General features: G+C 63.8%; 23 protein-coding genes. 17 read left to right on the top strand and 6 right to left on the bottom strand.

Annotation, left to right across the window (positions count from 1 at the left end; genetic code table 11):
• The first annotated feature begins 35 nt into the window (after nt 1–35).
• From JQ587_RS09245 to JQ587_RS09235, 3 genes are all read left to right on the top strand, one after another.
• On the top strand, nt 36–1,559 hold the full coding sequence (locus tag JQ587_RS09245; protein WP_212425087.1) for a sugar ABC transporter ATP-binding protein: 1,524 nt from the start codon (nt 36–38) through the stop codon (nt 1,557–1,559).
• Nucleotides 1,552–2,592, top strand: a complete 1,041-nt coding sequence (locus JQ587_RS09240; protein WP_212301631.1) for an ABC transporter permease subunit — start codon at nt 1,552–1,554, stop codon at nt 2,590–2,592. Before JQ587_RS09245 ends, JQ587_RS09240 begins: the two co-directional genes overlap by 8 nt.
• A gap of 95 nt (nt 2,593–2,687) precedes the next feature.
• Nucleotides 2,688–3,635, top strand: coding sequence for an ABC transporter substrate-binding protein (locus JQ587_RS09235; RefSeq protein ID WP_212301630.1), 948 nt, complete (start codon nt 2,688–2,690; stop codon nt 3,633–3,635).
• Between the two features lie 50 nt (nt 3,636–3,685).
• Here JQ587_RS09235 and JQ587_RS09230 read toward each other — a convergent pair whose 3' ends face one another.
• Entirely contained in the window at nt 3,686–4,870 is a 1,185-nt protein-coding gene (locus JQ587_RS09230) for a TCR/Tet family MFS transporter (protein ID WP_212425086.1), read from the bottom strand.
• 20 nt (nt 4,871–4,890) lie between these two features.
• Nucleotides 4,891–6,024, bottom strand: a complete 1,134-nt coding sequence (locus JQ587_RS09225; RefSeq protein WP_212425085.1) for a lysophospholipid acyltransferase family protein — start codon at nt 6,022–6,024, stop codon at nt 4,891–4,893.
• Between the two features lie 241 nt (nt 6,025–6,265).
• On the opposite strand from JQ587_RS09225, the gene gmd reads away from it, so the two are divergent.
• The 4 genes from gmd to JQ587_RS09205 all read left to right on the top strand — a co-directional run bounded on the left by gmd (nt 6,266) and on the right by JQ587_RS09205 (nt 8,743).
• Nucleotides 6,266–7,336 (top strand): GDP-mannose 4,6-dehydratase, encoded by a 1,071-nt coding sequence (gene gmd / locus JQ587_RS09220; RefSeq protein ID WP_212425084.1) that lies wholly within the window; start codon nt 6,266–6,268, stop codon nt 7,334–7,336.
• Nucleotides 7,317–8,276, top strand: a complete 960-nt coding sequence (fcl, locus tag JQ587_RS09215) for a GDP-L-fucose synthase (protein ID WP_283815606.1) — start codon at nt 7,317–7,319, stop codon at nt 8,274–8,276. The genes gmd and fcl overlap by 20 nt, the downstream gene beginning before the upstream one ends.
• A 63-nt stretch (nt 8,277–8,339) precedes the next feature.
• On the top strand, nt 8,340–8,513 hold the full coding sequence (locus JQ587_RS09210) for a DUF2231 domain-containing protein (protein ID WP_212425345.1): 174 nt from the start codon (nt 8,340–8,342) through the stop codon (nt 8,511–8,513).
• A gap of 26 nt (nt 8,514–8,539) precedes the next feature.
• The gene (locus JQ587_RS09205) at nt 8,540–8,743 is read left to right on the top strand and encodes a hypothetical protein (RefSeq protein ID WP_212301824.1); all 204 of its coding nucleotides are present in this window, start codon (nt 8,540–8,542) and stop codon (nt 8,741–8,743) included.
• A 5-nt stretch (nt 8,744–8,748) separates the two neighbouring features.
• Here JQ587_RS09205 and JQ587_RS09200 read toward each other — a convergent pair whose 3' ends face one another.
• Together JQ587_RS09200 and JQ587_RS09195 are read right to left on the bottom strand one after the other, a co-directional pair.
• Nucleotides 8,749–9,684 (bottom strand): diacylglycerol kinase catalytic domain-containing protein, encoded by a 936-nt coding sequence (locus tag JQ587_RS09200; protein WP_212301626.1) that lies wholly within the window; start codon nt 9,682–9,684, stop codon nt 8,749–8,751.
• On the bottom strand, nt 9,668–10,711 hold the full coding sequence (locus tag JQ587_RS09195) for an SPFH domain-containing protein (RefSeq protein ID WP_212425083.1): 1,044 nt from the start codon (nt 10,709–10,711) through the stop codon (nt 9,668–9,670). The genes JQ587_RS09200 and JQ587_RS09195 overlap by 17 nt, the downstream gene beginning before the upstream one ends.
• A gap of 103 nt (nt 10,712–10,814) precedes the next feature.
• Here JQ587_RS09195 and JQ587_RS09190 point away from each other — a divergent pair, with 103 nt between their 5' ends.
• From JQ587_RS09190 to JQ587_RS09165, 6 genes are all read left to right on the top strand, one after another.
• Complete coding sequence (locus JQ587_RS09190) at nt 10,815–11,543, top strand: NUDIX hydrolase (RefSeq protein ID WP_212425082.1); 729 nt, start codon at nt 10,815–10,817, stop codon at nt 11,541–11,543.
• Between the two features lie 263 nt (nt 11,544–11,806).
• Entirely contained in the window at nt 11,807–13,195 is a 1,389-nt protein-coding gene (locus JQ587_RS09185; protein WP_212425081.1) for an MFS transporter, read from the top strand.
• Between the two features lie 112 nt (nt 13,196–13,307).
• Complete coding sequence (locus tag JQ587_RS09180) at nt 13,308–14,135, top strand: 3-oxoadipate:acetyl-CoA acetyltransferase (RefSeq protein ID WP_212425080.1); 828 nt, start codon at nt 13,308–13,310, stop codon at nt 14,133–14,135.
• Nucleotides 14,136–14,279: 144 nt separating this feature from the next.
• Entirely contained in the window at nt 14,280–15,485 is a 1,206-nt protein-coding gene (locus JQ587_RS09175) for an MFS transporter (RefSeq protein WP_212425079.1), read from the top strand.
• Nucleotides 15,486–15,657: 172 nt separating this feature from the next.
• Nucleotides 15,658–16,887 (top strand): CaiB/BaiF CoA transferase family protein, encoded by a 1,230-nt coding sequence (locus JQ587_RS09170; RefSeq protein ID WP_212425078.1) that lies wholly within the window; start codon nt 15,658–15,660, stop codon nt 16,885–16,887.
• Between the two features lie 218 nt (nt 16,888–17,105).
• On the top strand, nt 17,106–17,321 hold the full coding sequence (locus tag JQ587_RS09165) for a hypothetical protein (RefSeq protein ID WP_128966853.1): 216 nt from the start codon (nt 17,106–17,108) through the stop codon (nt 17,319–17,321).
• A 131-nt stretch (nt 17,322–17,452) separates the two neighbouring features.
• On the opposite strand, the gene JQ587_RS09160 is transcribed toward JQ587_RS09165, so the two are convergent.
• Nucleotides 17,453–18,124, bottom strand: a complete 672-nt coding sequence (locus tag JQ587_RS09160; RefSeq protein WP_212301619.1) for a TetR/AcrR family transcriptional regulator — start codon at nt 18,122–18,124, stop codon at nt 17,453–17,455.
• Nucleotides 18,125–18,342: 218 nt separating this feature from the next.
• Between JQ587_RS09160 and JQ587_RS09155 the strand changes: the two genes are divergently transcribed.
• The 4 genes from JQ587_RS09155 to JQ587_RS09140 all read left to right on the top strand — a co-directional run bounded on the left by JQ587_RS09155 (nt 18,343) and on the right by JQ587_RS09140 (nt 21,891).
• Nucleotides 18,343–19,578, top strand: coding sequence for an acyl-CoA dehydrogenase family protein (locus JQ587_RS09155; RefSeq protein WP_212425077.1), 1,236 nt, complete (start codon nt 18,343–18,345; stop codon nt 19,576–19,578).
• 141 nt (nt 19,579–19,719) lie between these two features.
• Nucleotides 19,720–20,778, top strand: coding sequence for a phosphotransferase family protein (locus JQ587_RS09150; protein WP_212425076.1), 1,059 nt, complete (start codon nt 19,720–19,722; stop codon nt 20,776–20,778).
• Between the two features lie 124 nt (nt 20,779–20,902).
• On the top strand, nt 20,903–21,268 hold the full coding sequence (locus JQ587_RS09145) for an NIPSNAP family protein (RefSeq protein ID WP_212425075.1): 366 nt from the start codon (nt 20,903–20,905) through the stop codon (nt 21,266–21,268).
• Entirely contained in the window at nt 21,265–21,891 is a 627-nt protein-coding gene (locus JQ587_RS09140; protein ID WP_212425074.1) for a LysE family translocator, read from the top strand. Before JQ587_RS09145 ends, JQ587_RS09140 begins: the two co-directional genes overlap by 4 nt.
• Before the next feature lie 67 nt (nt 21,892–21,958).
• Here the strand turns inward: JQ587_RS09140 and argE are convergent, their stop codons facing one another.
• Entirely contained in the window at nt 21,959–23,146 is a 1,188-nt protein-coding gene (gene argE / locus JQ587_RS09135; RefSeq protein ID WP_212425073.1) for an acetylornithine deacetylase, read from the bottom strand.
• Between the last annotated feature and the right edge of the window lie 387 nt (nt 23,147–23,533).

Raw genomic sequence — 23,533 nt, 5'->3', positions numbered from 1 at the left:
ACGTGGAGGGGAAACGCAATGTGCCGGGAGGCACGATGAACGATCCGATCCTCGAGATGCGGGGAGTTTCAAAATCCTTCTTCGGCATCAAGGCGCTGCGCGCCGTTGATCTGACGGTCTATGCCGGCGAGATCCATGCCTTGATGGGCGAGAACGGCGCCGGCAAATCGACCCTGATGAAGATCCTGTCGGGTGCCTACCGGCCCGATCCTGGCGGCGAGATCCGCATCGAAGGCAAGCCGGCACGGATCGAAGGCCCGCTTGGCGGCCGTGCCGCGGGCATCTCGATCATCTATCAGGAACTGTCTTTGGCCCCCAATCTGAGCGTTGCGGAGAATATTTATCTCGGGCGCGAGATCTCGCGTTCAGGTTTGCTGGCGCGGGGCACCATGCGTGAAGGTGTCGGTCCGATCCTGGAGCGGCTGGGCGCGGATTTCCTGCCGTCGACATTGGTGGCGCATCTGTCCATGGGCCAGCGTCAGCTCGTCGAGATCGCGCGTGCGCTGCACGCGCGATCGAAAATCCTGATCATGGACGAGCCGACGACCGCGCTGTCGGCCGGCGAAAGCGAGCGGCTGTTTGCGCTGATCCGTCAGCTCCGCGCCGAGGGGCTTGCCATCATCTATATCTCGCACCGCATGGATGAGGTCTATGCGCTCGGTGATCGCGTCACCGTGCTGCGCGACGGCCGCCTGGTCGGTTCGCTCGACAAGCAGGACATCCGCGCCGACGCCATCGTCCGCATGATGGTCGGGCGCGACGTCTCCTCCTTCTACAAGAAGGATCATGATCCCGAGGCAGGGAAGGGGCACCCCGTGCTCACCGCCATCGACATGGCTGACGGGCAACGCGTCAAGGGCTGCTCGCTCAGGGTGCACGCGGGCGAGGTGGTGGGGCTTGCCGGCCTGATCGGAGCCGGCCGCACCGAGCTTGCGCACCTCATCATCGGTGCGGCGCCAAAAATCTCGGGCCGTCTCGAACTTGAAGGCCAACCGATCGACATTCGCACGCCCGGCGAGGCGCTCGAGGCGGGCATTGCCTATCTGACCGAGGACAGGAAGGCGCTGGGCCTGTTTCTCGACATGTCGTGCCTGGACAACATCAATCTCGCCGTGCTCGGTCGTGACGCGACGCTCCGCTGGTTCCTGGATCGCGACAAGGCGCGCGAGCGCGCCGACAGGGCCTTCACGGGGCTCAGCATCCGTGCCGCAAATGTCGGTGTCCCCGCAGGTGGCCTCTCCGGCGGCAACCAGCAGAAGGTGCTGTTGTCGCGGCTTCTCGCCATTGCGCCAAAGGTTTTGATCCTCGACGAGCCGACGCGCGGCGTTGACGTCGGCGCAAAGTCGGAGATCTATTCGATCATCGACAATCTCGCCAAGGCCGGCACCGCGATCCTTGTCATCTCGTCTGATCTGCCCGAAATCATCGGAATCTGCGACCGCGTCCTCGTGATGCGGGCCGGGCAGATCGCCGGCGAGGTCACGCGCGGACCGAACTCGCCGCTGACGCAGGAAGACATCATGGCGCTTGCCACAGGGACGGAGCACATCGATGCCTGACAATGCTGCCTCGGAGGCCAGACCCGCTCCGACGATGACAAACGGGGGCGCCGCAGAGACGAAGCGCCAGCGGGTGAGGATGCTGATCAGCGCGCTCGGCATGCTGCCCGTGCTGCTGATCCTCAGCCTCGGCTTCCATTTCCTGTCGGACGGCCGTTTCTTCACCGGACAGAATCTCGGCATTGTCCTGCAGCAGGCTGCCGTCAACACCGTGCTCGCCGCGGGCATGACTTTCGTCATCCTTACCGGGGGCATCGATCTTTCGGTCGGCTCGATCCTGGCGGCGTCGGCAATGGCCGGCCTGACGATGTCGAAACTGCCCGAGCTGGGCGCGCTGTGGCTGCCGGCCGCGGTTCTCACCGGCCTCGGCTTCGGAATCGTCAATGGTGCGCTGATCGCGCTGCTGCGCCTGCCACCCTTCATCGTCACGCTGGGCTCGCTGACTGCCGTGCGCGGCCTGGCGCGGCTGCTCGGCGCCGATACCACGGTGTTCAATCCGTCCATTCCCTATGCCTTCATCGGCAACGGATCGCTGACGCTCGTGCCCGGCGTGGCGTCGATCCCATGGCTCTCGGTGATCGCTCTGCTCGTCATCCTGGTCTCTTGGCTGGTGCTGCGCCGGACCGTGCTCGGCGTGCATATCTATGCGGTGGGCGGCAATGAGAGTGCGGCGCGGCTTGCCGGCATCAAGGTCTGGGCCGTCGTGATCTTCGTCTATGGCGTGTCGGGACTGCTGGCCGGGTTGGGCGGCGCCATGCAGGCGGCGCGGCTCTATGCGGCCAACGGCCTGCAACTCGGACAAAGCTACGAGCTCGACGCCATTACCGCAGTCATTCTCGGCGGCACGTCTTTCGTCGGTGGCATCGGATCGATCTGGGGGACGCTGATCGGCGCGCTGATCATCGCCGCGCTCTCGAACGGCCTGATCCTCGTCGGCGTCTCCGACATCTGGCAATACGTCATCAAAGGCCTGGTGATCATCGGCGCGGTCGCGCTGGATCGTTATCGGCTGCAAGGTTCTGCCAGAACCTAAGTAGGTTGGCGCGCATGTGAGTGTGCGACGTGAAATTCGGCTACGGCAACTGGTCTGCCGTGCCCGGGGATGAAGACAGACCAGGGAGGAAGCCAATGTTGAAGACGATCTCGCTTGCCGGCGCCGCGATGGCGCTGGCCCTGACCACCGTGCCGTCCTCTGCCAAGGAGCTCAAGTCGATCGGCGTCTCGCTCGGCTCGATGGGCAATCCATTTTTCGTCGCACTGTCGAAGGGCGCCGAGTTCGAGGCCAAGAAGACCAATCCCAATGTGAAGATCACCACCGTCGGTTTTGAATACGATCTCGGCAAGCAAGTGACCCAGATCGACAATTTCATCGCTGCCGGCGTCGACCTGATCCTGTTGAACCCCGGCGATCCCAAGGCGATCGGGCCGGCGATCAAGAAGGCGCAGGCGGCGGGCATTGTCGTCGTTGCTGTCGACACCGCGGCTGAAGGCGCCGATGCCACCGTGACCACCAACAACGTCCAGGCCGGCGAGATCTCCTGCCAGTACATCGTCGACAAGCTGGGAGGTAAGGGCGATGTCATCATCGAAAACGGCCCGCAGGTCTCGGCCGTGATCGACCGCGTCACCGGCTGCAAGAACGTCTTTGCGAAGAATGCGGGGATCAAGGTGCTGTCCAGCGACCAGGACGGCAAAGGCTCGCGCGAAGGTGGGCTCACCGTTGCACAAGGCTATCTGACCCGTTTTTCCAAGATCGACGCCATCTTCGCCATCAATGATCCGCAAGCGATCGGAACGGATCTTGCGGCGAAGCAGCAAAACCGCAGCGGCATCATCATCACGGCGGTCGACGGTGCGCCTGACATCGAGGCCTCGCTCAAGGATCCGGCATCGCCGCAGATCCAGGCGTCAGCCTCGCAAGACCCGTTCTTCATGGCGCGGCGCGCCGTGCAGGTCGGCGTCGGCATTCTCAACGGACAGAAGCCGGCCTCGACCGTCGAACTGCTGCCGTCGAAGCTCGTGACCCGCGACAACATCAAGGATTACAAGGGCTGGACCTCGGATCGTTCGCAGTAGAACGGGTTATCGTGGGCGGCGATCCTCTGATGGGATCGCCGTCAACTCACTCATCCTTGCTCGACCGCTCGCTTCGGCACGGCCAACACCATCGGTACCGTGACTGCGAAAATCGCGGCACCGATGACCCATACGAGGCCGGACCAACCCGGCCGCGACAGGGCGTAAACGCCGCCGAAGGCGAGCGGGCCGAAGATGGCAGCCAGGCTGACGAAGCTTGCGACGACGCCCTGCAATTGGCCCTGGCGTTCGCCATCGACAGCTTTCGACTGTAGCGCGCGAAGTGCCGGCGCGCTGATGCCGCCGAACGCGATCAGCGGGATCAGCGCGAAGGCGATCCAGCCTGCCTGCGCGAAGGCGAGGATAAAGAGCGCGACGGCCTCGCAGCCGATGCCCAGAAGAAGCGTGCCGCGTTCGCCGAGCCTTCTCGTGAGCGGAGCAATGGCGAAGGCCTGCACCAGGGTCACCAATGCGCCGAAGACGCCGAGCGAAACGCCGATATCGGTCGCGGTCCAGTGGAAACGATCCGTGACGAAAAGCACCCAGACCGTGCTGTAGGTCTGGCCGACGAGGCTGACGAGCAGGAACACGGACAGCAGCGGGATCAGCGTACGAAACGTCAGGGCCCAGCGCAGCGGCGCAAATGGGTTCAGCGTCCGCCATGCGAACGGCTTGCGCTCGGTGCGGTGTGTCTCCGGGAGAACGAACAGGACAAGCAGGACGTTTACGCTGCTCACCGCAGCAGCGGCAAGGAACGGCGCACGTAGTGAAATGTCGCCGAGCATACCACCGATGACAGGACCGATGACGAAGCCGGCGCCGAAGCAGGCGTGGAACAGGCCGAAGCGGCGAGCGCGCTCCGCCTCCGGTGTGATGTCCGCGATGGTGGCGGTGATCATCGCCACGCCCGCCGCCGTGAGACCGGCAATGGTGCGGCTGACGAAGAGCAGCCACGGATATGGCGTGAAGGCCATGATCAGATAGTCGACGGTCGATCCGGCAAGGGCGAGCAACAGCACCGGCCGGCGGCCGAGCCGGTCCGACATGACGCCGAGCACCGGCGTGACGACGAATTGCGTGAGTGCGTGCAGGGCCAGTAGCGTCCCGTAAAGCGCGGATACGTTATTTGTGCCGGCCATGGCACGCAGCAGATTTGGCAGCGACGGGAAGATCAGCGCGATGCCCGATGCCTCGAGGGCGGCGCAGGCGAGGATCGCGACAAGCGGCCGGCTCATGGGATATTGCGGCCTGTCAGTCAGCCGACAGTTTCCGCCAGCGCGGACGCTGCAAGAGGCGGAGCCTCCATCCAGCGGATCGGATCGGTCAAATCAGATGCCGCCCATTTGGCGTCAGCGGCCTCCACCGCGAGAGCGACGGCCTCGTCATCTTCAGGCGCCATCGCGGTCAGGAGATCCGGGCGCTGCCGCTGCGCGATGGCGAAATAGGGATCGTTGGGGATCGGATGCCAGAGCCAATAGGCGGCAGGCTGCTCCGCCGTGAAGCCATCGACCTGAGCCGCGATCTCCTGTGTGAATTCGGACGCGGCGGCCTCAACGGGCATCCATGTCCGGTATTCGATCGGGGCGAGGATGTTCATCGAAAAGCCTGTCGCATCGCGGCGGGACGCAAAGCCTGGCAGGACCAGCGTGCCCGTCCGCGCATAGCGCGCCGGTCCGGGTGGGTAGCGGAAGTCGGAATCGTGGGTCTTGACGGTGATCCCTGCGTATTTGGCGCTGGGGTAGACGTCGACGACCATGAAGACGACGCCCTTGTTCTGGAGGATCCGCGAGATCTCGGCTCCGGTGTTGCGTCGTGCGAACGCGATCGGCGTAGCAGCAGTCGCGCTCCGGCCGGCGTAGATCCACCGTTCGGTCGGTGTCGGCTGGCGGCCGATCGAATAGACGAAGCCGACGTTGAAGCCACGGTCCTTGAGATGTGCCGCGAACAGTTCGAGGCTGCCGATGTGAGGCACGGCGATGATGCAGCCGTTGCGTGATCGCGAGAGCGCCCGTGCGAGACGATCGAGAGCCTTTTTCGGAATCCTGGCTTCGAGGCTCATGGCCCTGCCGCGATCCTGCTGCAGATTGGCAAGGTCGAACAGGACGGTGATCCAGGCCGCCAAACCGTCGATCACATGATCTGATGTCGCGGTGCTACGGCGAATGATGCTCTGGCGCAGGAACATGTTGCTGCCCATCGTGCTCGGCATGCGCGCGATCAAACCTGCGATTTCGCGCGCGACATCCACCTGACGCGCGACGGGCACGATGGGGGCCAGGCGGTCGACAAGATTCACGACCGCGGTCTGAATGTCGCCGTGCTCACGGCGAAAGGGCGGCGGATTAGCCTCGCGCGGGTCGATGCCTGCTGCTGTTTCCCGGAACGTCATGCGAACCCCAACCCCGCCAGATATTGCGGGAAAATCACACCACACAAGAGTTACCAGCTTCTCAAGGTTGGCCTTCAGCCATCGTCGGTGGTCTCGGGCTCGCGGCTGGAATCCTCGGAAAAAGAACGGTTTAGCGCCGTAGTGGGTTGACCCCGGCGAACGATATGTCAGACAAGGACAGGTCTCGGCCGGGAGCTGGAAGCCGGCTGCCCGTGGAGCATTTTTGGGAGCATTTGCGGATATGGCTGAGCGGGTCGCTCTGATCACCGGTGTGACGGGCCAGGACGGGGCTTATCTCGCCGAGCATTTGCTGTCGCTCGGCTATGTCGTGCACGGGATCAAGCGGCGCTCGTCCTCGTTCAACACCGCACGCGTCGATCACCTCTACCAGGACCCGCATGTCGGCAACGTGCCGTTCCTGATGCATTACGGCGACATGACGGATTCGACCAATCTGATCCGCCTGGTGCAGCAGATCCGGCCGACCGAGATCTACAATCTCGCGGCGCAAAGTCACGTCGCGGTCAGTTTCGAGAGTCCGGAATACACCGCCAATGCCGACGCGATCGGCGTGCTACGGCTCCTGGAAGCGATCCGCATCCTCGGCATGGAGAAGGAGACGCGGTTCTACCAGGCCTCGACCTCCGAGCTTTACGGCCTCGTGCAGGAGATTCCGCAGAAGGAGACGACGCCGTTCTATCCGCGCTCGCCTTACGGCGTCGCCAAGCTTTACGGCTACTGGATCACGGTGAACTACCGCGAAGCCTATGGCATGTTCGCGAGCAACGGCATCCTGTTCAACCATGAGAGCCCGATCCGCGGCGAGACGTTTGTGACGCGCAAGATCACGCGCGGCGTGGCGCGGATCGAGGTGGGACTCGAGGACACGCTCTATCTCGGCAATCTCGAGGCCAAGCGCGACTGGGGCCACGCACGGGATTATGTCGAGGGCATGCACATGATCCTGCAGGCCGGCAAGCCCGACGATTTCGTGCTCGCCACCGGCGAGATGCATTCGGTGCGCGAGATGGTCGAGTTGGCGTTTGCGCAGGTCGGCCGCCGCGTCGAATGGCGCGGTGCAGGCGTGAACGAGACCGGCGTCGATGCCAGGAGCGGCAAGACGGTGGTGAAGATCGATCCGACCTATTTCCGCCCGACCGAGGTCGACCTCCTCGTGGGCGACGCCAGCAAGGCGCGCCAGGTGCTCGGCTGGAAGCCGAAGCGGACCTTTGGGCAGCTCGTCGAAGAGATGATGACGAACGATCTGGCGGATGCCAAACGGGACATCGCGAATGGCAAGCGTACCGTTTGAGCTGAAGGGCAAGAGCGTCTACGTCGCCGGTCATCGCGGCATGGTCGGCAGCGCGATCGTGCGCCGGCTGGCACGGGAGAGTGTGAATCTCGTCACCGTCGACCGGCGCGAGGTCGATCTCTGCAACCAGGCCGCCGTGTTCGACTGGTTCGCGCGCGTGCGGCCGCAAGTGATCTTTCTCGCCGCGGCAAAAGTCGGCGGCATCGTCGCCAACAACACGCTGCGCGCCGAATTCATCTACGACAACATCGCGATTGCGTCGAACGTGATACACGCTGCGCATCAAAATGGTGCCGAGAAGCTGATGTTCCTCGGCTCGTCCTGCATCTATCCGAAGCTCGCACCGCAGCCGCTGCGCGAGGATGCCGTGCTCACCGGTCCGCTGGAGCCGACCAACGAGCCTTATGCGATTGCCAAGATCGCCGGCATCAAGATGGCGGAAGCCTATCGCAGCCAATATGGCAGCGACTTCATCAGCGTGATGCCGACCAATCTCTACGGCCCCGGTGACAATTATCATCCCGAATTGAGCCACGTGGTCGCCGCCTTGATCCGCCGCTTTCACGAAGCGAAACTGGCGGGCGCGAAGACCGTTGCGGTCTGGGGCACCGGCACGCCGCGGCGCGAATTCCTCTATGTCGACGACATGGCGGATGCCTGCGTGCACTTGATGAAGACCTACTCGGGTGCGGAGCTGATCAATATCGGCACCGGCAAGGACATCGCCATCGCCGAGTTCGCCCGCGTGGTCGCCGAGATCGTCGGCTATCGCGGCGAGATCTCCTATGACACCTCGCGTCCCGACGGTACGCCGCGCAAGCTGCTCGATGTCAGTCGGCTCGACAAGCTCGGCTGGCGCGCGACGACCTCGCTCGAGGACGGCCTGAAGCGCGCCTACGAAGCGTATCAGGCGGCTACGCCGGTTCCGGCGCAATCCTAGGAACCATCACCGCAAGCACGAGTTGGCCGCTGGGGCAGGGTGACATGCCACACGAGGCCAATCGTGCAAGACATCGTGCGCGTGCGTTCGACAGCGCAGATCGCGGGCCATCCCATTCATCCGATGCCGGTGCCGATCACGATCGCCGGCTTCATCGGCGCGCTGCTGGTCGCTGACGACAGCGGCAACACGGTGTGGCGGGTGACGGCGGCGCATGCGCAGGTGACTCAACGATAGGGTTACGCAGCGACAGGAGAGGGATGATGGGTCTTGCCCAATACGCGATCGTACCGGTCCAGGACGAGTGGGGCGTGCTGCACGACGGCAACGTCAACGGCAAATATGCCACCAAGGAATCGGCATTCGAATCGGCGGTTGCCGCCGCCTCGCTGGCGCTTCGTCAGGGACATGAGGTGCATGTCAGCGTGCCCGGCCGCAAGGCAGGCGAGAACGCGCTCGGAAGCTAGCAGCCTCACACGATCAGTCGCCCACGCCGCTTGGCAAGTCCGATCGTCACTTCGGCGCCCGCGTTGAAGTCGAGGCGGTCGGCCTCGACGCCGTCGCTGAAGATGACGCCGTTTTCCGCCATCAGCGAGCGGATGCGCAGCTGCTCCTCGGAAGCGAGCCGGCCGCAGACGAGATTGGTTTGCGAGTGACGGCTCGGGAAGGGCTCGCGCACGGCGAAACGCAGCTCGGGTGCGTCCCAGGGCAGGGCATCATAGCCGTCCAGCGGAGGCGGCAAGCCCAAACTGCCGGCGATCGCGAGCGAGCCGGTCACGATGCTTTTGAACCAGGCGGTCGATCCGAGCCCGGTTGAGACGATCAACCCGCTCGAGGATTGTCGCTCCGTCGTCCCGCCGGCCGCAATCTCGTAGATCGCGGAGACATGCGTGCGGGCGCCGATGAAGAGGTCGTTCACGGCATGAAGCACCTGCCCATCGCTGAGCCGCGCTTCCGCCATGGTCACAGCCTGGCTGCCACGTTTCTCGGTGGCGACCTCCGGCAGCAGCTTCGCGAGGTCGTGCGGTGCGAAGGGCAGCAGGATGCCGTCATAGCGCGCAGGGTCCGGGTTGAGCCCGATCAGCGGATGGTCGTCGAGATATTTCATCGTATTGGCGACGACGCCGTCCTGGCCGAGCGCGACCACGATGTCGTCGGGCGCGAAGATGAAGTTGGGCAGGAAGCCGCGCTCGATGACTTGATAGCGTCCCCATTGCTCCAGCACCTGCAGCGTCGCGTGCCGCTGCGCCTGATAGACCTCGTGCTCGCGCTCATAGTCGGAGAAGTCGGCGCCGAGATGCTCGACATAGAAGCGCGCCTGCGCGGCCGTCAGGTAACGCGCGACCAGGTCCTCCAGCCTGGTCTTGCGCGTCACCAGCACGATCTTGCGGTCATTGGCGGCGGGCATTGGCGGCCTCCGGCTTCGGCTTGTCGATCAACTGGCTGAGCAGGTCCGGCGAGACGTTGAGCTGGCCGATCTTCTCGGCCTTCTCGGCGATGCCGGAGAAGGCCTGCGCGATCAGCTGGCCCGGCTGCATGCCGGCCGCAGCGAGCGCCTGGATCACGCGGGTGTCGACGCCCTCGAAGATCTTCATCAGCGCGCCGACGCGATAGGCCTCGGCATCGGCCAGCGTCCGGGTGTTCTCGGCGTTGAGGCCGACAAAATCCTTGCGCTTGCCTTCCAGCACGATATCCGCGGCCATGCCGGCCTGGCGCAGCTCGTTGCGCTTGGCGGCGACGCTGGCCTCGGCGTCCATCTGGGTCTCGCGGATCGAGCGCTTCTTCTGCTCCACCGCGATCTCGGTGTCGAGCTCGCTCTCGCGAATGGCGCGTTCCTGCTCGACGGCGAAATTGCGCCGCGCGAAGATCGCCTCGTCCGCAGTCTTCAGGATCGCTTCGCGGGCCTGCGCCTCCAGCGCCTTGGCGGTATCAGGCGTCGGCTTGATGCCGCGGATCGATACGCCGAGGATTTCGAGGCCGAGCGCTTCGATGTCGGCGCGCCCGCGCAAGCCGCCCGCAATGATGTCGGCGATGCGGTCGGAAGCCTGCAGCGCATCCTTCAGCGTCAGCTCCTTGATGGCCTGCTGCGCCAGCACCTCGACCGTGCCGAGAATGCGCTCCGGCAACTTCTCGGGATCGTCGGTCTCGTAGGTCTTGCCGTCGGACTTCAGTGTGAAGTTGAGCATCGATGCCGCCTTCTTCGGCTCGCTGACGCGATAGGTGACGTGGCCCTGCACGGTCAGGGTCTGAAAGTCGCGCGCGATCTGCTGGAAGATGAAGGCGGCGTCGCGGCTGCCGACGGGGACGGCGACGAGCGTGGTCACCGGGCCGTAGTAGAACGTGGAGAGGCCGGTGCCCTCGGCGACGACAGCGCCGGCGCGGTACTTCATCACGTAGGTGGTGGGCTGCGCCTTGATGAACCTGAGACCAAACATGGCTTACTCCTGTCGTTAGCTTATAAGTTGGTCTGAACAACTAAGTAAGTTGGACTGTACAACTAAGTATGCTACTGTCAAGGCCGAACAGGGGAGGTCGCCGATGGCGGGTGAAGCTCGGGCCGAAGCGCTTGGAAAAGCGGGACAATTGGACTTCCCGCGGCCCCTGACCACGGTCGATGTCGTGATCTTTGCGATTCGCGACGACAGGCTTCAGGTATTGCTGGTGCAGCGTCCGGCCGGCGAGGGCGAACCATTTCCGCTAAGCTTGGCGCTGCCCGGTGGCTTCGTCGATGTCGCGAAGGATCGCGATCTCGCAGCCTGCGCGGCACGCAAGCTCAAGGAGAAGACCGGCGTCATCAGCCCTTATCTGGAGCAACTCGGAAGCTGGGGAAGCGCTGCGCGCGATCCGCGCGGCTGGTCGGCGACCCACGCCTATTTCGCGCTGATCCAGGCGGATGCAAGCGCACTGACGAACGATGCGCGGTGGTTTCCGATCGGCGGCGGCAGGCTCAAGGAGAAACTCGCCTTCGATCACGGCGACATCCTGGCCAGCGCAATCCAGCGGCTGCGTAACAAGGTCGAATACACCTCGCTGCCCGCGTTCCTGATGCCCGCGGAATTCACGCTGCCCGATTTGCAGCGCGTCTACGAGATCGTGCTTGACCGTTCTCTTGAGAAGAGCGCTTTCCGCACCCGCATTCTGTCGGCCGACATGATCGAGCCGGTCGCGAAGATGCGGCGCGGCCCGAACCGTCCGGCTCAGCTCTATCGTCTGAAGAAGGGCAGGGAGCCCGTGTATTTCGTGCGGACGTTCAATCCGCCGGTGTGATTTGCGCGGCGGCGTGCCGGACCCTCGGTCAGCGCGTATGAGCGCAGTCCGGGGGCTTTGCCCTAGATAACATCATGTTAGGTTTATCGCATAACTGGGTAATTGTGTTAGCCCGGCGAAAGCCTATTGTCGCGTCAATCAAACACCTGTCGGCAGTGACAAACGCTTGCGGAGACCCCGTACAGCGCGCGGCGAATGCTGCCCAGTTTCTCCAAGAAGCCCGCCCACGGGACGCCAGCAAACCAGTTCGGAGGAAACCCAGGATGACCGGAATCCATCACGTGAGCCAGTCGAGGAAGGCCGCTGCGAGCGGCTGGATCGGGTCGGCCCTCGAATATTATGACTTCTTCATCTATGCGACCGCTGCGTCGCTGATCTTCCCGCAGATCTTTTTCCCGTCGGACAATCCCACGGTCGCCATCGTTGCATCGCTGGCGACTTACGGCGTTGGCTATGTGGCCCGGCCCATCGGCGCCTTCGTCCTCGGACATTGGGGCGACACCCATGGACGCAAGACCGTCCTCATCGTCTGCATGTTCTTGATGGGCCTCTCCACCATGGCAGTGGGCATCCTGCCGACCTACCAACAGGTCGGCATCCTCGCGCCGGTTCTCTTGGTCGTCCTTCGCCTGGTGCAGGGCTTCGCCGTGGCCGGTGAAATCTCCGGCGCAAGCTCCATGATCCTGGAGCACGCGCCGTTCGGTCGCCGCGGCTTCTATGCAAGCTTCGCCCTCCAGGGCGTGCAGGCCGGACAAATTCTGGCGGCAGCCGTCTTCCTGCCGCTGGCGGCCTATATGCCGACCGACGCCTTCAACAGCTGGGGCTGGCGGATTCCCTTCCTGCTCAGCTTCTTCGTCATCGTCGCGGGCTACATCATTCGCCGCGAAGTCGACGAGACCCCGGCATTTGCGCGAGAGGGCGAGCGGGGCGAAACGCCGCGGGCGCCCATCGTTCAGGCCATCAAGCTGAGCTGGCCCGACATGCTCCGGGTCATCTGCATGGCGCTGATGAACGTCATCCCGGTGGTTGCGACCATCTTCGGCGCGGCCTACGCGGTCCAGCCGGCTTACGGCATCGGCTTTGCCAAGGACGTCTATCTGTGGATCCCGGTTCTCGGAAATATGGTGGCCGTGTTCGTCATTCCCTTCGTCGGCAGTCTGTCCGACAAGATCGGCCGCAAACCTCCGATCATCGTGGGTGCGCTCCTGTCCGGCGTGCTCGCCTTCCTCTATCTCTATGCCATCAGCATCAGGAACGTGCCGCTGGCGATCCTGGTCTCGCTCTTGATGTGGGGCGTCGTCTATCAGGGCTACAACGCGATCTTCCCGAGCTTCTATCCGGAACTGTTCCCGACGCGCACCCGCGTGTCGGCGATGGCGATCTCGCAGAACATCGGAACGACCATCACCGCGTTGCTTCCGGCCCTGTTTGCGACCGTGGCGCCTCCCGGCTCGGCCAACATTCCGTTGACGGTGGGGGCGATCGCCTTCGGCATCACCGTCATCGCGGCGCTGGCGGCCCTCACGGCCCGGGAGACCTATCGGATCAGCATCGACGATCTCGGCAACCCCACCGCCGTTCCGATGGCGCGGGCCGACTATGAGCGGCAGCGTGCGGGCGCGGCGGGCGCTGCTGCCGCGGTTCGGACCTGACGTCAGGAGAGAGGCCGCTGCGATGATGTTCGCAGCGGCAACGCTTCACTATATAGTGTGACTGTCGATTGAAGTTTTAAGCGCGTGAGCGCGATCATGATGAGGTTGCAGGATGAATCCCGCTGTTGTTGCCGTCGCAATCACCGGCTCCGTTCCACGCAAGAAGGACAATCCCGCGGTGCCGATCTTGCCGGCCGAGCAGATCGAATCGACGCAACAAGCCTTCGAGGCCGGTGCCGCGCTCGCGCATATCCATGTCCGCAACGACGACGAGACGCCGTCATCCGACCCGGAACGCTTTGCCCTGGTGCAGCAGGGCATCAGGAAGCATTGTCCTGGCATGATCGTGCAGTTCTCGACCGGCGGGCGCGGCCGCGATCCCTCGGCGCGTGGATCGTCGCTCTATCTGAAGCCCGACATGGCGTCGCTCTCCACCGGCTCGGTGAACTTTCCGACCATCGTCTATGAAAACAGCGCTGCCCTGGTCGAGACTCTCGCCACCGGCATGAAGGCAAATGGCATTCGTCCGGAAATCGAGATCTTCGATCTGTCGCATCTGCACGGCGCCCGCCGCCTGATCGAGGCGGGGTTGATGGACGCGCGCCCGCACGTGCAATTCGTCATGGGCGTCAAGAACGCGATGCCGGCCGACGAGCATGTGCTCGACATCCTGCTGGCAGAGCTCAAGCGGCTGATCCCGAAAGCGACATGGACCGCAGCCGGCATCGGACGCCACCAGGCCGAGGTCATGGATTGGGCGCTGGCGCGGGGCGCCGACGCAGTTCGCACCGGGCTCGAGGACAACATCCGGATCGACAAGACGCGCCTCGCTGCCAGCAATGCGGAGCTCGTGACCGTCGCCTGTGAGGCTCTCGCGCGCCACGGCCGGCGCGCGGCGACTGCAGCCGAGGCGCGATCCTTGCTCGGGATCGTGGGGTAGGGACGACCGTCTGCACCTGACATCTGCCTGACATGCTCCTGGCTGCCTTCTGCCATTCGGCGGTCGGCGTTCCCGTGCGCCGAGTCTCCGGGTAAGACAGGCTCACAGGCGTGATCGGCGCCTGCCGGGCAGGCGACGACTGGAATGCGGTTCTTGAAATCTGACAGCAGGCTCATCGGGGTCCTGCTGGTGCTTGCAATCACCCAACTCATTGGATGGGGTACGATCGGCCTTCCGGCCGTGGTCGGCCGCGACCTCGGGGCCGACCTTGGCCTGAGCTTGCCGGCGGTGTTCGCCGGCAGTTCGGTGCTCTATGTCACCATGGGTCTGTGCGCCCCCTGGCTCGCCAAGGCCTTTGCGCGGCACGGCGCGCGCAGAGTGATGATGGTCGGCACTGTGGTTTCCGCGCCGGGCTACGTCGTTCTGTGTTTCGCGCGCGAGCCGATGCTCTATTTTGCCGGCTGGGTCATTCTCGGCATCGGCGGCAGCGCCACGCTGTCGACCGGCGCGTATATCATGCTCAACGAGGTGGCCGGACGGGGCGCCAAGAATGCCATCGGCGGGTTGATGCTCGTGACCGGACTCTCCAGCAGCATCTTCTGGCCGACCACGTCGTTCCTCAGTGATTGGCTCGGCTGGCGCGGGACCTGTCTCGTCTATGCGGCGATGATGCTCGCCATCAACCTTCCGCTCTATGCGTTTGTTGCGCCGCGCCGGAAAACTGCGACTGACGATCGTGGCGGAGCCGTCAAGGCTGCGCCGCCGCCTGCGATTCCAAAGAGCACCTTCGGTCTCGTCGTCTGCGTGATAACGATGAACGCCTTCGTCAATTTCGGCATTGGCGCCATTTTGATCGAGCTGTTGCGAGCGGAGGGCCTCGCGCCCGCGCAGGCCCTTGCCTTCGGCTCGATGCTGGGCGTGATCCAGGTCAGCGCCCGCGGTCTCGACTTCCTCGGTGGCGGCCGATGGGACGGGATCACGACCGGGCTCGTCGCAGGCACGGCGCTTCCCGTCGCCATGGTGCTGCTGATGCTGAGCGAGGGCGCGACCTGGGCGGTTGCGGTCTTCATCCTGCTCTACGGCGCCGGCAGCGGCGCGATGGCCGTCGCGCGGGCGACGATCCCGCTCGTCTTCTACGATCAGGCCGAATTCGCCAAGGCGATGTCGATGATCGCATTGCCGCTCAATCTGGCCTCTGCGATCTCGCCTCCGCTGCTGGCCGGCCTGCTCACCCAGTTCGGCAGCCGCGGCGCACTTGGGCTGACGCTGGTGTTTTCCTGCGCGACGGTGCTGATCCTGATCCTGCTCGGACGGCGTCGTCCGGGCGTTGTGGTCGCCCGTGCGGCCTGAGCGGTTATTCGCGATGCGGAAATTGGACGCCGGCGGCTGGTGAGAGATGGCCGTATTGCCCAGAGCGCAGTGCTCGGGCCGCCAATATGGTGTATCCGCAGGGAGCGCGGCCCGCGATCTCGCCGCTGCGCCAAAATCAGCTCTAAGACCCAGTTCCCTGGAGGAAATCGACATGTCGGCCCTGCCGCTCTCAGGCATCAAGATCCTTGACCTCACGCGTGTGCTCGCCGGGCCGTTGTCGGCCCAGATGCTGGGCGATCTCGGCGCCGAGGTGATCAAGATCGAGCGGCCCGGCACCGGAGACGATGCGCGCGCCTTCGGCCCGCCTTATCTGACCGATCCGGAGGGCAAGGCGAACAACAACAATTCGTTCTATCTTTGCGCCAACCGCAACAAGAAGTCGGTCACCGTCAACATTGCCAAGCCCGAAGGGCAGGCGATCATTCGCGAGTTGGCGAAAGACGCCGACGTCTTCATGGAGAACTACAAGGTCGGCGATCTCAAGCGCTACGGCCTCGACTACGAGACCATCAAGGCGATCAACCCCAGGATCATCTATTGCTCGGTGACCGGCTTCGGCCAGACCGGTCCCTACGCGCCGCGGGCCGGCTATGACGCCATCCTGCAGGCGATGGGCGGCCTGATGAGCGTCACCGGCCATATCGACGGCGAGCCCGGCGAAGGACCGATGAAGGTCGGCCCGTCCATCGTCGACTACATGACCGGCATGAACACCTCGATCGGGCTTCTGTCGGCGCTCTATCATCGCGACGTCAATGGCGGGGAGGGCCAGCACATCGACGTCTGCCTGTTCGACACCGTCATCGCCTCGCTGTCGCACTGGCTGCAGATCTACCTCGTCAACGGCAAGACGCCGCCGCGCCGCGGCACCTGGGGCAATGGCGGCATGCCGGCCGGCGTGTTCCGCTGCACCGATGGCGAACTGATGCTGGTGGTCGGCAATGACGGCCAGTTCCAGCGCACCTGCGCCGTGCTCGGCCAGCCGGAACTCGCCAGTGACCCGCGCTTCGTCAAGAACAACGACCGCGTCGTGCACGGCAAGGAGATCATGGCGATCTTTGCCGGCCTGTTCCTGAAGCAGCCGGTGGCCTATTGGCTGGAGAAGCTGGAGGAGGCGGGCGTGCCCTCCGGTCCGATCAACAATTTCGAGCAGGTGTTTTCCGATCCGCACGTTCAGTCGCGCGGTATGCGGGTGAAGGTTGACCATCCCTTCGAACCCAATCTGTCGCTGATCCGGAACGCGCTGACCTTCTCGGAGACCCCGGTCAAGACCTACCGCGCACCGCCGCTGCTCGGCGAGCACACGCAGGAGATTCTTGGCGGCAAGCTCGGCTTTGATGCGGGGAAGATCGAGGAGCTGAAGAAGCAGGGGATCGTCTAGCCCTGTCTTCGCCCTCTCCTCGCAGGCGGGGCTGACACAACGAAGCCCGAACAGAGCCGGTTCACTGCGCATCGACTGGTGACGGAAGCATGACGATGATGCGGCCTTGTGTGGGGCTTGCGCACAATCCCCAGATAAACACGGTCCGTAGTCGCACAGGCTTTCGCTTCGCGCCCGACTCTGATTCGATCTCTCCACTGAGTTCGGGAGGGAAATGGATGTCCTACACGATCGGGTTCCAGGCGAAGGACCAGAAGGCAATTCTGGCGACAGAGGCGGCAACGGCCAACCAGGCGGTCGCCATCATTGCCGCGCTGCGGCAAAGTGCCGAGGAGATCAAGTTCATCCGCTCGCCGCAGGAAGGCGACATGGGCATCGAGATGCTGCTGCTACTGGCCAAGGAAGAGGCCGAGGAGATGCCGCAGCGGGGCTAGCCCCGCAACCACACTTCGAGCTTTGGCGAAGCATGCCGGCTGCTCCTCCAGCCGCCGGCGCGCATCTTCGTCTGCATCCCCGAATGGACCGGCCCGCCATCGGGTTCGCCTGCACCGCGATGGTTTGACGTTCAGCGCGCGTCGCGTGCGAGCGCGCGGGCCGGGGCCCTGGCCTCGGCCTTGCCCGCCCTCAGTGCCATCGTCGCGACGCTGACGACACGCGCGACCACGTCCTCGACGTCGTCGAGATCGCATTGGCCTTCCGACAACTTCGTCAGGCGTTCGCTTTCGCGGATGGTGTGGTGCGCCATCGCGAGCGCGAAGTTCAAGCCCCAGTAGATATCGACGTCGCTGCGATCGGGCAGGGCCCTTCGCATCGCGCCTGCGAATTTTCGCAGATGGTCGATCTCGCGGTTCTTGATGCGGCGGATCGGCGGCACGGATTCGATGGAGGCCCGGATCATAAAGCGCGCCGCGGTGGAGCGCTGGTTTTCCGGCCCCAGGCAGCCGCGCAGCGTCGGGCCCACAAGTGCACGCAAGATCACCTCGATCGGCGCGCGGCCGCCGCCTTGCTCTTCGGCCGCTTTCAATTCGCGCAAACGCTCGCGGTTGGTCGCGATCGAGCGCGAGACAAATAATTCCGCGATCAGCTCGTCCTTCGAGCCGAAATGATAATTCACCGCGGCCAAATTGACGTTGGCCTCCGCGACGATGTCGCGGAGCGTGACGTCGCCGAAGCCGCGATCGGCGTAGAGCCGTTCGGCGGCGGCGAGAATGGCAGACCTCGTATGATCGCTGGCCATGGATGCCCTCAGGGGAGGGAGTTGCAATTCAAACACTTGTATGAAACTATCGTTTGAAGGCCGGAGAAAGTCAATCCGCAATCGCAACTCGTTCGCAACGCGCGAGGCGATGTCGAGGGCTCGCAAGGCGCACGCATTCGCGCTTGCGGGCCGCGCAATGTGGGAGGACAGTCCGGCGCAAAACGAGATCGCAAAGAGAGAGAGACGAGGAGCGTCCCATGGATTTCGATATGTCGCCCAGGCAGAAGGAATGGCTCGACCGCGTGCAGTCCTTCATGGCCAAGCATGTGCGTCCGGCGGTGCCGATCTATAACGAGCAGGATCACAGCGGCGAGCGCTGGAAGGTGATCCCGATCCTCGAGGACCTCAAGAAGAAGGCGAAGGCCGAGGGCCTCTGGAACATGTTCATGCCGCCGAGCGAGCATGAGGATGACGAATTCCGCGGCGCGGGATTGAGCAACCTCGAATACGCGCTGCTGTCGGAAGAGATGGGCCGCATCACCTGGGCGTCCGAAGTCTTCAATTGTTCCGCGCCCGACACCGGCAACATGGAAGTGTTCATCCGCTACGGCTCCAAGGAGCAGAAGCGCAAATGGCTGCGTCCGTTGATGGACGGGGAGATCCGCTCCGCCTTCCTGATGACGGAACCGGCGGTGGCCTCGTCCGACGCTACTAACATCGAGACCCGCATCGAGAAGGACGGCGACCACTACGTCATCAACGGCCGCAAATGGTGGTCGTCCGGCGTCGGCGATCCCCGCTGCAAGATCGCGATCCTGATGGGCAAGACCGATTTCAATGCCGCCAAGCACCAGCAGCAGTCGCAGATCCTGGTTCCGCTCGACACGCCCGGCATCAAGGTCGAGAAGATGCTCCCCGTGTTCGGCTTCGACGACGCGCCGCACGGCCACGCCCAGGTACTGCTCGAGAACGTGCGCGTGCCGAAGGAGAACATCCTGCTCGGCGAAGGCCGCGGCTTCGAGATCGCGCAGGGACGCCTCGGACCGGGCCGTATTCACCACTGCATGCGCACCATCGGCAAGGCCGAGGAGGCACTGGAGAAGATGGTGAAGCGGCTCTCCTCGCGCACCGCCTTCGGCAAGAGGATCGTCGAACATTCGGTGTGGGAGCAGCGCATCGGTGAAGCCCGCACCAACATCGAGATGACGCGGCTGCTCTGCCTCAAGGCCGCCGACATGATGGACAAGGTCGGCAACAAGATCGCGCAGGCCGAGATCGCCATGATCAAGGTCGCAGCCCCCAACATGGCGCTGAAGATCATCGACGAAGCGATCCAGGCGTTTGGCGGCGCGGGCGTTTCGGACGACGCCGGCCTTGCCAAGGACTACGCTCACATCCGCACGCTGCGTCTCGCCGACGGTCCGGACGAGGTGCACAATCGCGCCATTGCAAGGCTCGAAGTTCGGAAGTATGCCAATTCTCCCAAGCATTGATGACGGCGGAGAGCGCGAGCGTGCTCTCCTCATCGTCATTCCGGGGCGATGCGCAAGCATCGAACCCGGAATCTCGAGATTCCGGGTTCGCGCTTTGCGCGCCCCGGAATGACGGACAAAGAAAAAAGAGGGAGCGTCATCGTGGCTGACGGCGTCAGGAAAGACGAAGAGTTCTCGGGCACCAAGCCGGTCGAGGAGCGTCATCGCTTCGACGAGCTGCGGCTCGAAGCGTGGATGCGCGACAACGTCGAAGGCTTCGAGGGTCCGCTGGTCGTGCTGCAGTTCAAGGGCGGCCAGTCCAACCCGACCTACCGGCTCAACACGCCGAAGCGCTCCTACGTGATGCGCAGAAAACCGTTCGGCAAATTGCTGCCCTCGGCGCATGCGGTCGATCGCGAATATCGCGTCATTGCAGCGCTTGGAAAGCAGGGTTTTCCGGTCGCGCACGCCTATGCGCTATGCCAGGACGACGGCATCATCGGCGCCGCCTTCTACATCATGTCGATGGAGGAGGGCCGCGTATTCTGGGATCCGACGCTGCCGAGCCAGGACAACGACGCGCGGCGCAAGATCTTCACCAGCAAGATCGAGACGCTGGCGAAACTCCACATGTACGATCCCATCGCGATCGGCCTTGGTGATTTCGGCAAGCCCGGCAATTATTTCGCGCGGCAGATCGACCGCTGGACCAAGCAGTATCGGGCGTCCGAGACCCAGCACATTCCGGAGTTCGAGAAGGTCGCCGAATGGCTGCCCAAGACGGTGCCGGAGCAGGCGCGCGTCTCGATCGTCCACGGCGACTACCGCCTCGACAACATGATTTTCCATGCGACGGAACCGCGCGTGCAGGCCGTGCTGGATTGGGAGCTGTCGACGCTCGGCGATCCCATGGCCGACTTCACCTATCTCCTGATGCAGTGGATCATGCCGGGCCTCGAAGGCGCCGACCTCAAGGCTCTCAACATCCCGAGCGTGGAGGAAGCCGCGCAGATCTATTGCAACGTCACCAAGATGACGGTGCCTGATCTCAACTGGTATTTTTCCTACAATCTGTTCCGTCTCGCCGGCATCACGCAGGGAATCGCCGGCCGCGTCCGCGACGGCACCGCCGCCAACGCCAAGGCGCTGGAATCCGCCAAGCGCACCGTGCCGCTGTCGAAGGCGTCATGGGACTACGCGCAGAAGGCGGGCGCGGTGTAGACGAGACAAGGGCGCGGCTGACAACCGCGCTTTTTCGTTGCTTCGCTTCTCGCAGACCAGGACAGCGCCGGCAGCTTGTTCAGCCACCGAGCTTGACCATATCTCCTTTGCACGGAGAACAATCATGGTCCAGCAACTGCGCATTTACGAGATTTTCGAGAAGAACAAGGCCGCATTCCACGTCCGCTTCCGCGATCACGCGGCCCGCATCATGCGAACCAGATACGGCTTCCAGATCGTGGCGATGTGGGAAACGAAATTCGGCGATCGGACAGAGTTCGCCTATTTGCTGGAGTGGCCAGACGAGGCGACCAAGACATCGGCGTGGACGGCTTTCATGGCTGACGCCGAGTGGAGCGAGATCAAGCGTGTGACCCACGCGGAGCACGGCCTGATGGTCGGCCAGATCGAGGATCGCCTGCTGGTGCCGGTGGACTATTCGCCGTCGCGCAGCCTGTCGCACGAATTCGCCTCGGAGCCGCGCGCATGATCGGTTACGCTACCCTTATCACCTATGTCCTGATCGTTCTCGGCTTCGTCTTCGTTCCTGGCCCGGCAACGTTGCTCACCATGGCGCGAGCGGCAAGCTCGGGAACGAGGGTCGGCATCGCCACCGGCGCTGGCATCGCTGCAGGTGACGTGATCCACACCAGCATGGCGATTGTCGGCCTGTCGGCGATCATCGCGACGTCGGCGCTGCTGTTCAGCATCGTCAAATATGTTGGCGCCGGCTTCCTGATCTATCTCGGCGTTCGCGCCATGATCGACAAGGCGCCGATCGCGCTGAACGGCGGTGCGCCGGCCATCAGCGCGCGCCGCGCCTTCCGGCAGGCTGTGCTGACTGAAGTGCTCAATCCGAAGACCGCGCTGTTCTTCCTCGCCTTCCTGCCGCAATTCGTGAGGCCGGAGCACGGTTCGATCACAGTGCAGCTTGCCATCCTCGGCATCGTCTTCGTTCTGCTCGGCCTGCTCAGCACCGTTGTCTTCGCCGTCGGCGCCGGCCGTCTCGGCAATCTCCTGCGCCGTCATCCGGCCGTGGTGAAATGGCAGGGCAAGGTGGTTGGCACCATTTATTGCGCAGTAGGCGTCCGGCTGGCGTTGCAGGAGCGCTAAGGCACAGCGCGCTCCCGCAGCTCGGATTTGTAGGGCGGATTGGCGCAGCGCAGTCCGCCCTGCGATTTCAATTTTTCGCGCAATGCGAGATCAGTTTCGCCACAAACCCCGCGCATTTCTCCAACTCCGCCACCGCGACGAACTCATCCGGCGTGTGCGCCTGCGCGATCGAGCCAGGGCCGATCACGACCGCGGGGATATCGGCCATGCTGGCGAACAGGCTCGCTTCGGTGCCGAAGGCGACCTTGGCGTGGCCGTTGCGCCCCGCGAGCTGCTTTGCCAGCGTGACGATCGTCGCGTCAGCCGCGGTGTCGAGGGCGGGATAATCGAGGATCTCCTCGAAATCGATGCCGCATTCGGGGCTCTTCGCTTTCATCGCCGGCTCGAGCTCGGCCTTGGCCCAGGCGACGATCGCATCGGTCACCTCCTTGGACTCGGTGATGCCGATGCCGCGGCATTCGAAATCCACGGTGCAGGTGTCCGGCACGATGTTCAGCGCCGCGCCGCCATGCACGATGCTGGTCAGCAGCGTCGTGTGCGGCACGTCGTAGAGACTGTTGCGCTCGGCCTCGCCTGCGAGCTTCACCGCGCGGCGGCGGATCTCGGTGATCATCTCGGCGGCATATTCGATGGCGTTGACGCCATCGGGCGCGATCGAGGAGTGACGGGCGAGGCCGCGGAACGTCGCGCGCACGCCGTGCTTGCCCTTGTGGCCGATGATGACCTTCATCTCGGTCGGCTCGCCGATGAAAGCGCCGAGCGGCCTGACCTTTTTCTTCGCGACCTCGGCGAGCATCGGCCGCACGCCGACGCAGCCGATCTCCTCGTCATAGGAGATCGCCAGATGAATCGGCGTCGTCAGCTTCGCCTCGAGCATTTCCGGCACCATGGCGAGGCACACCGCGACGAACCCCTTCATGTCGGTGGTGCCGCGGCCGTAGAGCTTGCCGTCGCGTTCGACCAGCTTGAACGGATCATGGCTCCAGTCCTGACCGGCGACCGGCACGACATCGGTATGGCCCGACAGCACGAGACCCGGCCGATCTTCCGGTCCGATCGTGACCCAGAGCGAGGCCTTCTGCCCGGTCTCATCGACGACGCGCTCACCCTTGACGCCGAGGAAGGCGAGGTAGCTCTCGATATGCGCGATCAGAGGCAGATTGGTGCGATCGCTGATGGTGTCGAAGCCGACGAGATCGGCGAGGAGATGGCGGATGCGATCGGCGCGGGAACTCGGAAAGATCGGATTGGGCATTGTCACTTCTTGTCGGAGATTGCAGAGGCTGAGGTTGCTTGCATGAACCATACCAATGTGACGGTCTGTTGGGCAAATGAACTCCTGCTACGAGAGCTTGTGTTGCCTGACGGGCAAAATACCCAACATCTTCGTCAATCCGCACACCTAAAAATATTCCGTTTTACCGAAATTCGGAAACGGCGTATGTGTCGCGCAACCCGGCCCATGGAAGAGGGGCGTATCGCGATCGTCACGACGCGGGCCGGGCGGCGGTGGACGTGGTCACGTCGGCGCGAACGGTTTTGCAGGGCGGGCGACCGTGAGCGAAACCATCGCGCACACGACCGGTGTGACTGCGTACGGCAAAATCGTGTGGTCCTGGCGCCCGGAGTCTGTGCGTCAAGT

Source organism: Bradyrhizobium manausense, from assembly GCF_018130615.1.
GTDB lineage: Bacteria > Pseudomonadota > Alphaproteobacteria > Rhizobiales > Xanthobacteraceae > Bradyrhizobium > Bradyrhizobium manausense_A.
Note: the sequence above shows the minus strand (reverse complement) of the source record. Positions and strands in the feature narration are given on the sequence as shown.

Coding starts and splice junctions, on each gene's coding strand:
- JQ587_RS09245 (WP_212425087.1), top strand. CDS start 36: ATGAACGATCCGATCCTCGAGATGCGGGGAGTTTCAAAATCCTTCTTC.
- JQ587_RS09240 (WP_212301631.1), top strand. CDS start 1,552: ATGCCTGACAATGCTGCCTCGGAGGCCAGACCCGCTCCGACGATGACA.
- JQ587_RS09235 (WP_212301630.1), top strand. CDS start 2,688: ATGTTGAAGACGATCTCGCTTGCCGGCGCCGCGATGGCGCTGGCCCTG.
- JQ587_RS09230 (WP_212425086.1), bottom strand. CDS start 4,870: ATGAGCCGGCCGCTTGTCGCGATCCTCGCCTGCGCCGCCCTCGAGGCA.
- JQ587_RS09225 (WP_212425085.1), bottom strand. CDS start 6,024: ATGACGTTCCGGGAAACAGCAGCAGGCATCGACCCGCGCGAGGCTAAT.
- gmd (WP_212425084.1), top strand. CDS start 6,266: ATGGCTGAGCGGGTCGCTCTGATCACCGGTGTGACGGGCCAGGACGGG.
- fcl (WP_283815606.1), top strand. CDS start 7,317: ATGGCAAGCGTACCGTTTGAGCTGAAGGGCAAGAGCGTCTACGTCGCC.
- JQ587_RS09205 (WP_212301824.1), top strand. CDS start 8,540: ATGGGTCTTGCCCAATACGCGATCGTACCGGTCCAGGACGAGTGGGGC.
- JQ587_RS09200 (WP_212301626.1), bottom strand. CDS start 9,684: ATGCCCGCCGCCAATGACCGCAAGATCGTGCTGGTGACGCGCAAGACC.
- JQ587_RS09195 (WP_212425083.1), bottom strand. CDS start 10,711: ATGTTTGGTCTCAGGTTCATCAAGGCGCAGCCCACCACCTACGTGATG.
- JQ587_RS09190 (WP_212425082.1), top strand. CDS start 10,815: ATGGCGGGTGAAGCTCGGGCCGAAGCGCTTGGAAAAGCGGGACAATTG.
- JQ587_RS09185 (WP_212425081.1), top strand. CDS start 11,807: ATGACCGGAATCCATCACGTGAGCCAGTCGAGGAAGGCCGCTGCGAGC.
- JQ587_RS09180 (WP_212425080.1), top strand. CDS start 13,308: ATGAATCCCGCTGTTGTTGCCGTCGCAATCACCGGCTCCGTTCCACGC.
- JQ587_RS09175 (WP_212425079.1), top strand. CDS start 14,280: ATGCGGTTCTTGAAATCTGACAGCAGGCTCATCGGGGTCCTGCTGGTG.
- JQ587_RS09170 (WP_212425078.1), top strand. CDS start 15,658: ATGTCGGCCCTGCCGCTCTCAGGCATCAAGATCCTTGACCTCACGCGT.
- JQ587_RS09165 (WP_128966853.1), top strand. CDS start 17,106: ATGTCCTACACGATCGGGTTCCAGGCGAAGGACCAGAAGGCAATTCTG.
- JQ587_RS09160 (WP_212301619.1), bottom strand. CDS start 18,124: ATGGCCAGCGATCATACGAGGTCTGCCATTCTCGCCGCCGCCGAACGG.
- JQ587_RS09155 (WP_212425077.1), top strand. CDS start 18,343: ATGGATTTCGATATGTCGCCCAGGCAGAAGGAATGGCTCGACCGCGTG.
- JQ587_RS09145 (WP_212425075.1), top strand. CDS start 20,903: ATGGTCCAGCAACTGCGCATTTACGAGATTTTCGAGAAGAACAAGGCC.
- JQ587_RS09140 (WP_212425074.1), top strand. CDS start 21,265: ATGATCGGTTACGCTACCCTTATCACCTATGTCCTGATCGTTCTCGGC.
- argE (WP_212425073.1), bottom strand. CDS start 23,146: ATGCCCAATCCGATCTTTCCGAGTTCCCGCGCCGATCGCATCCGCCAT.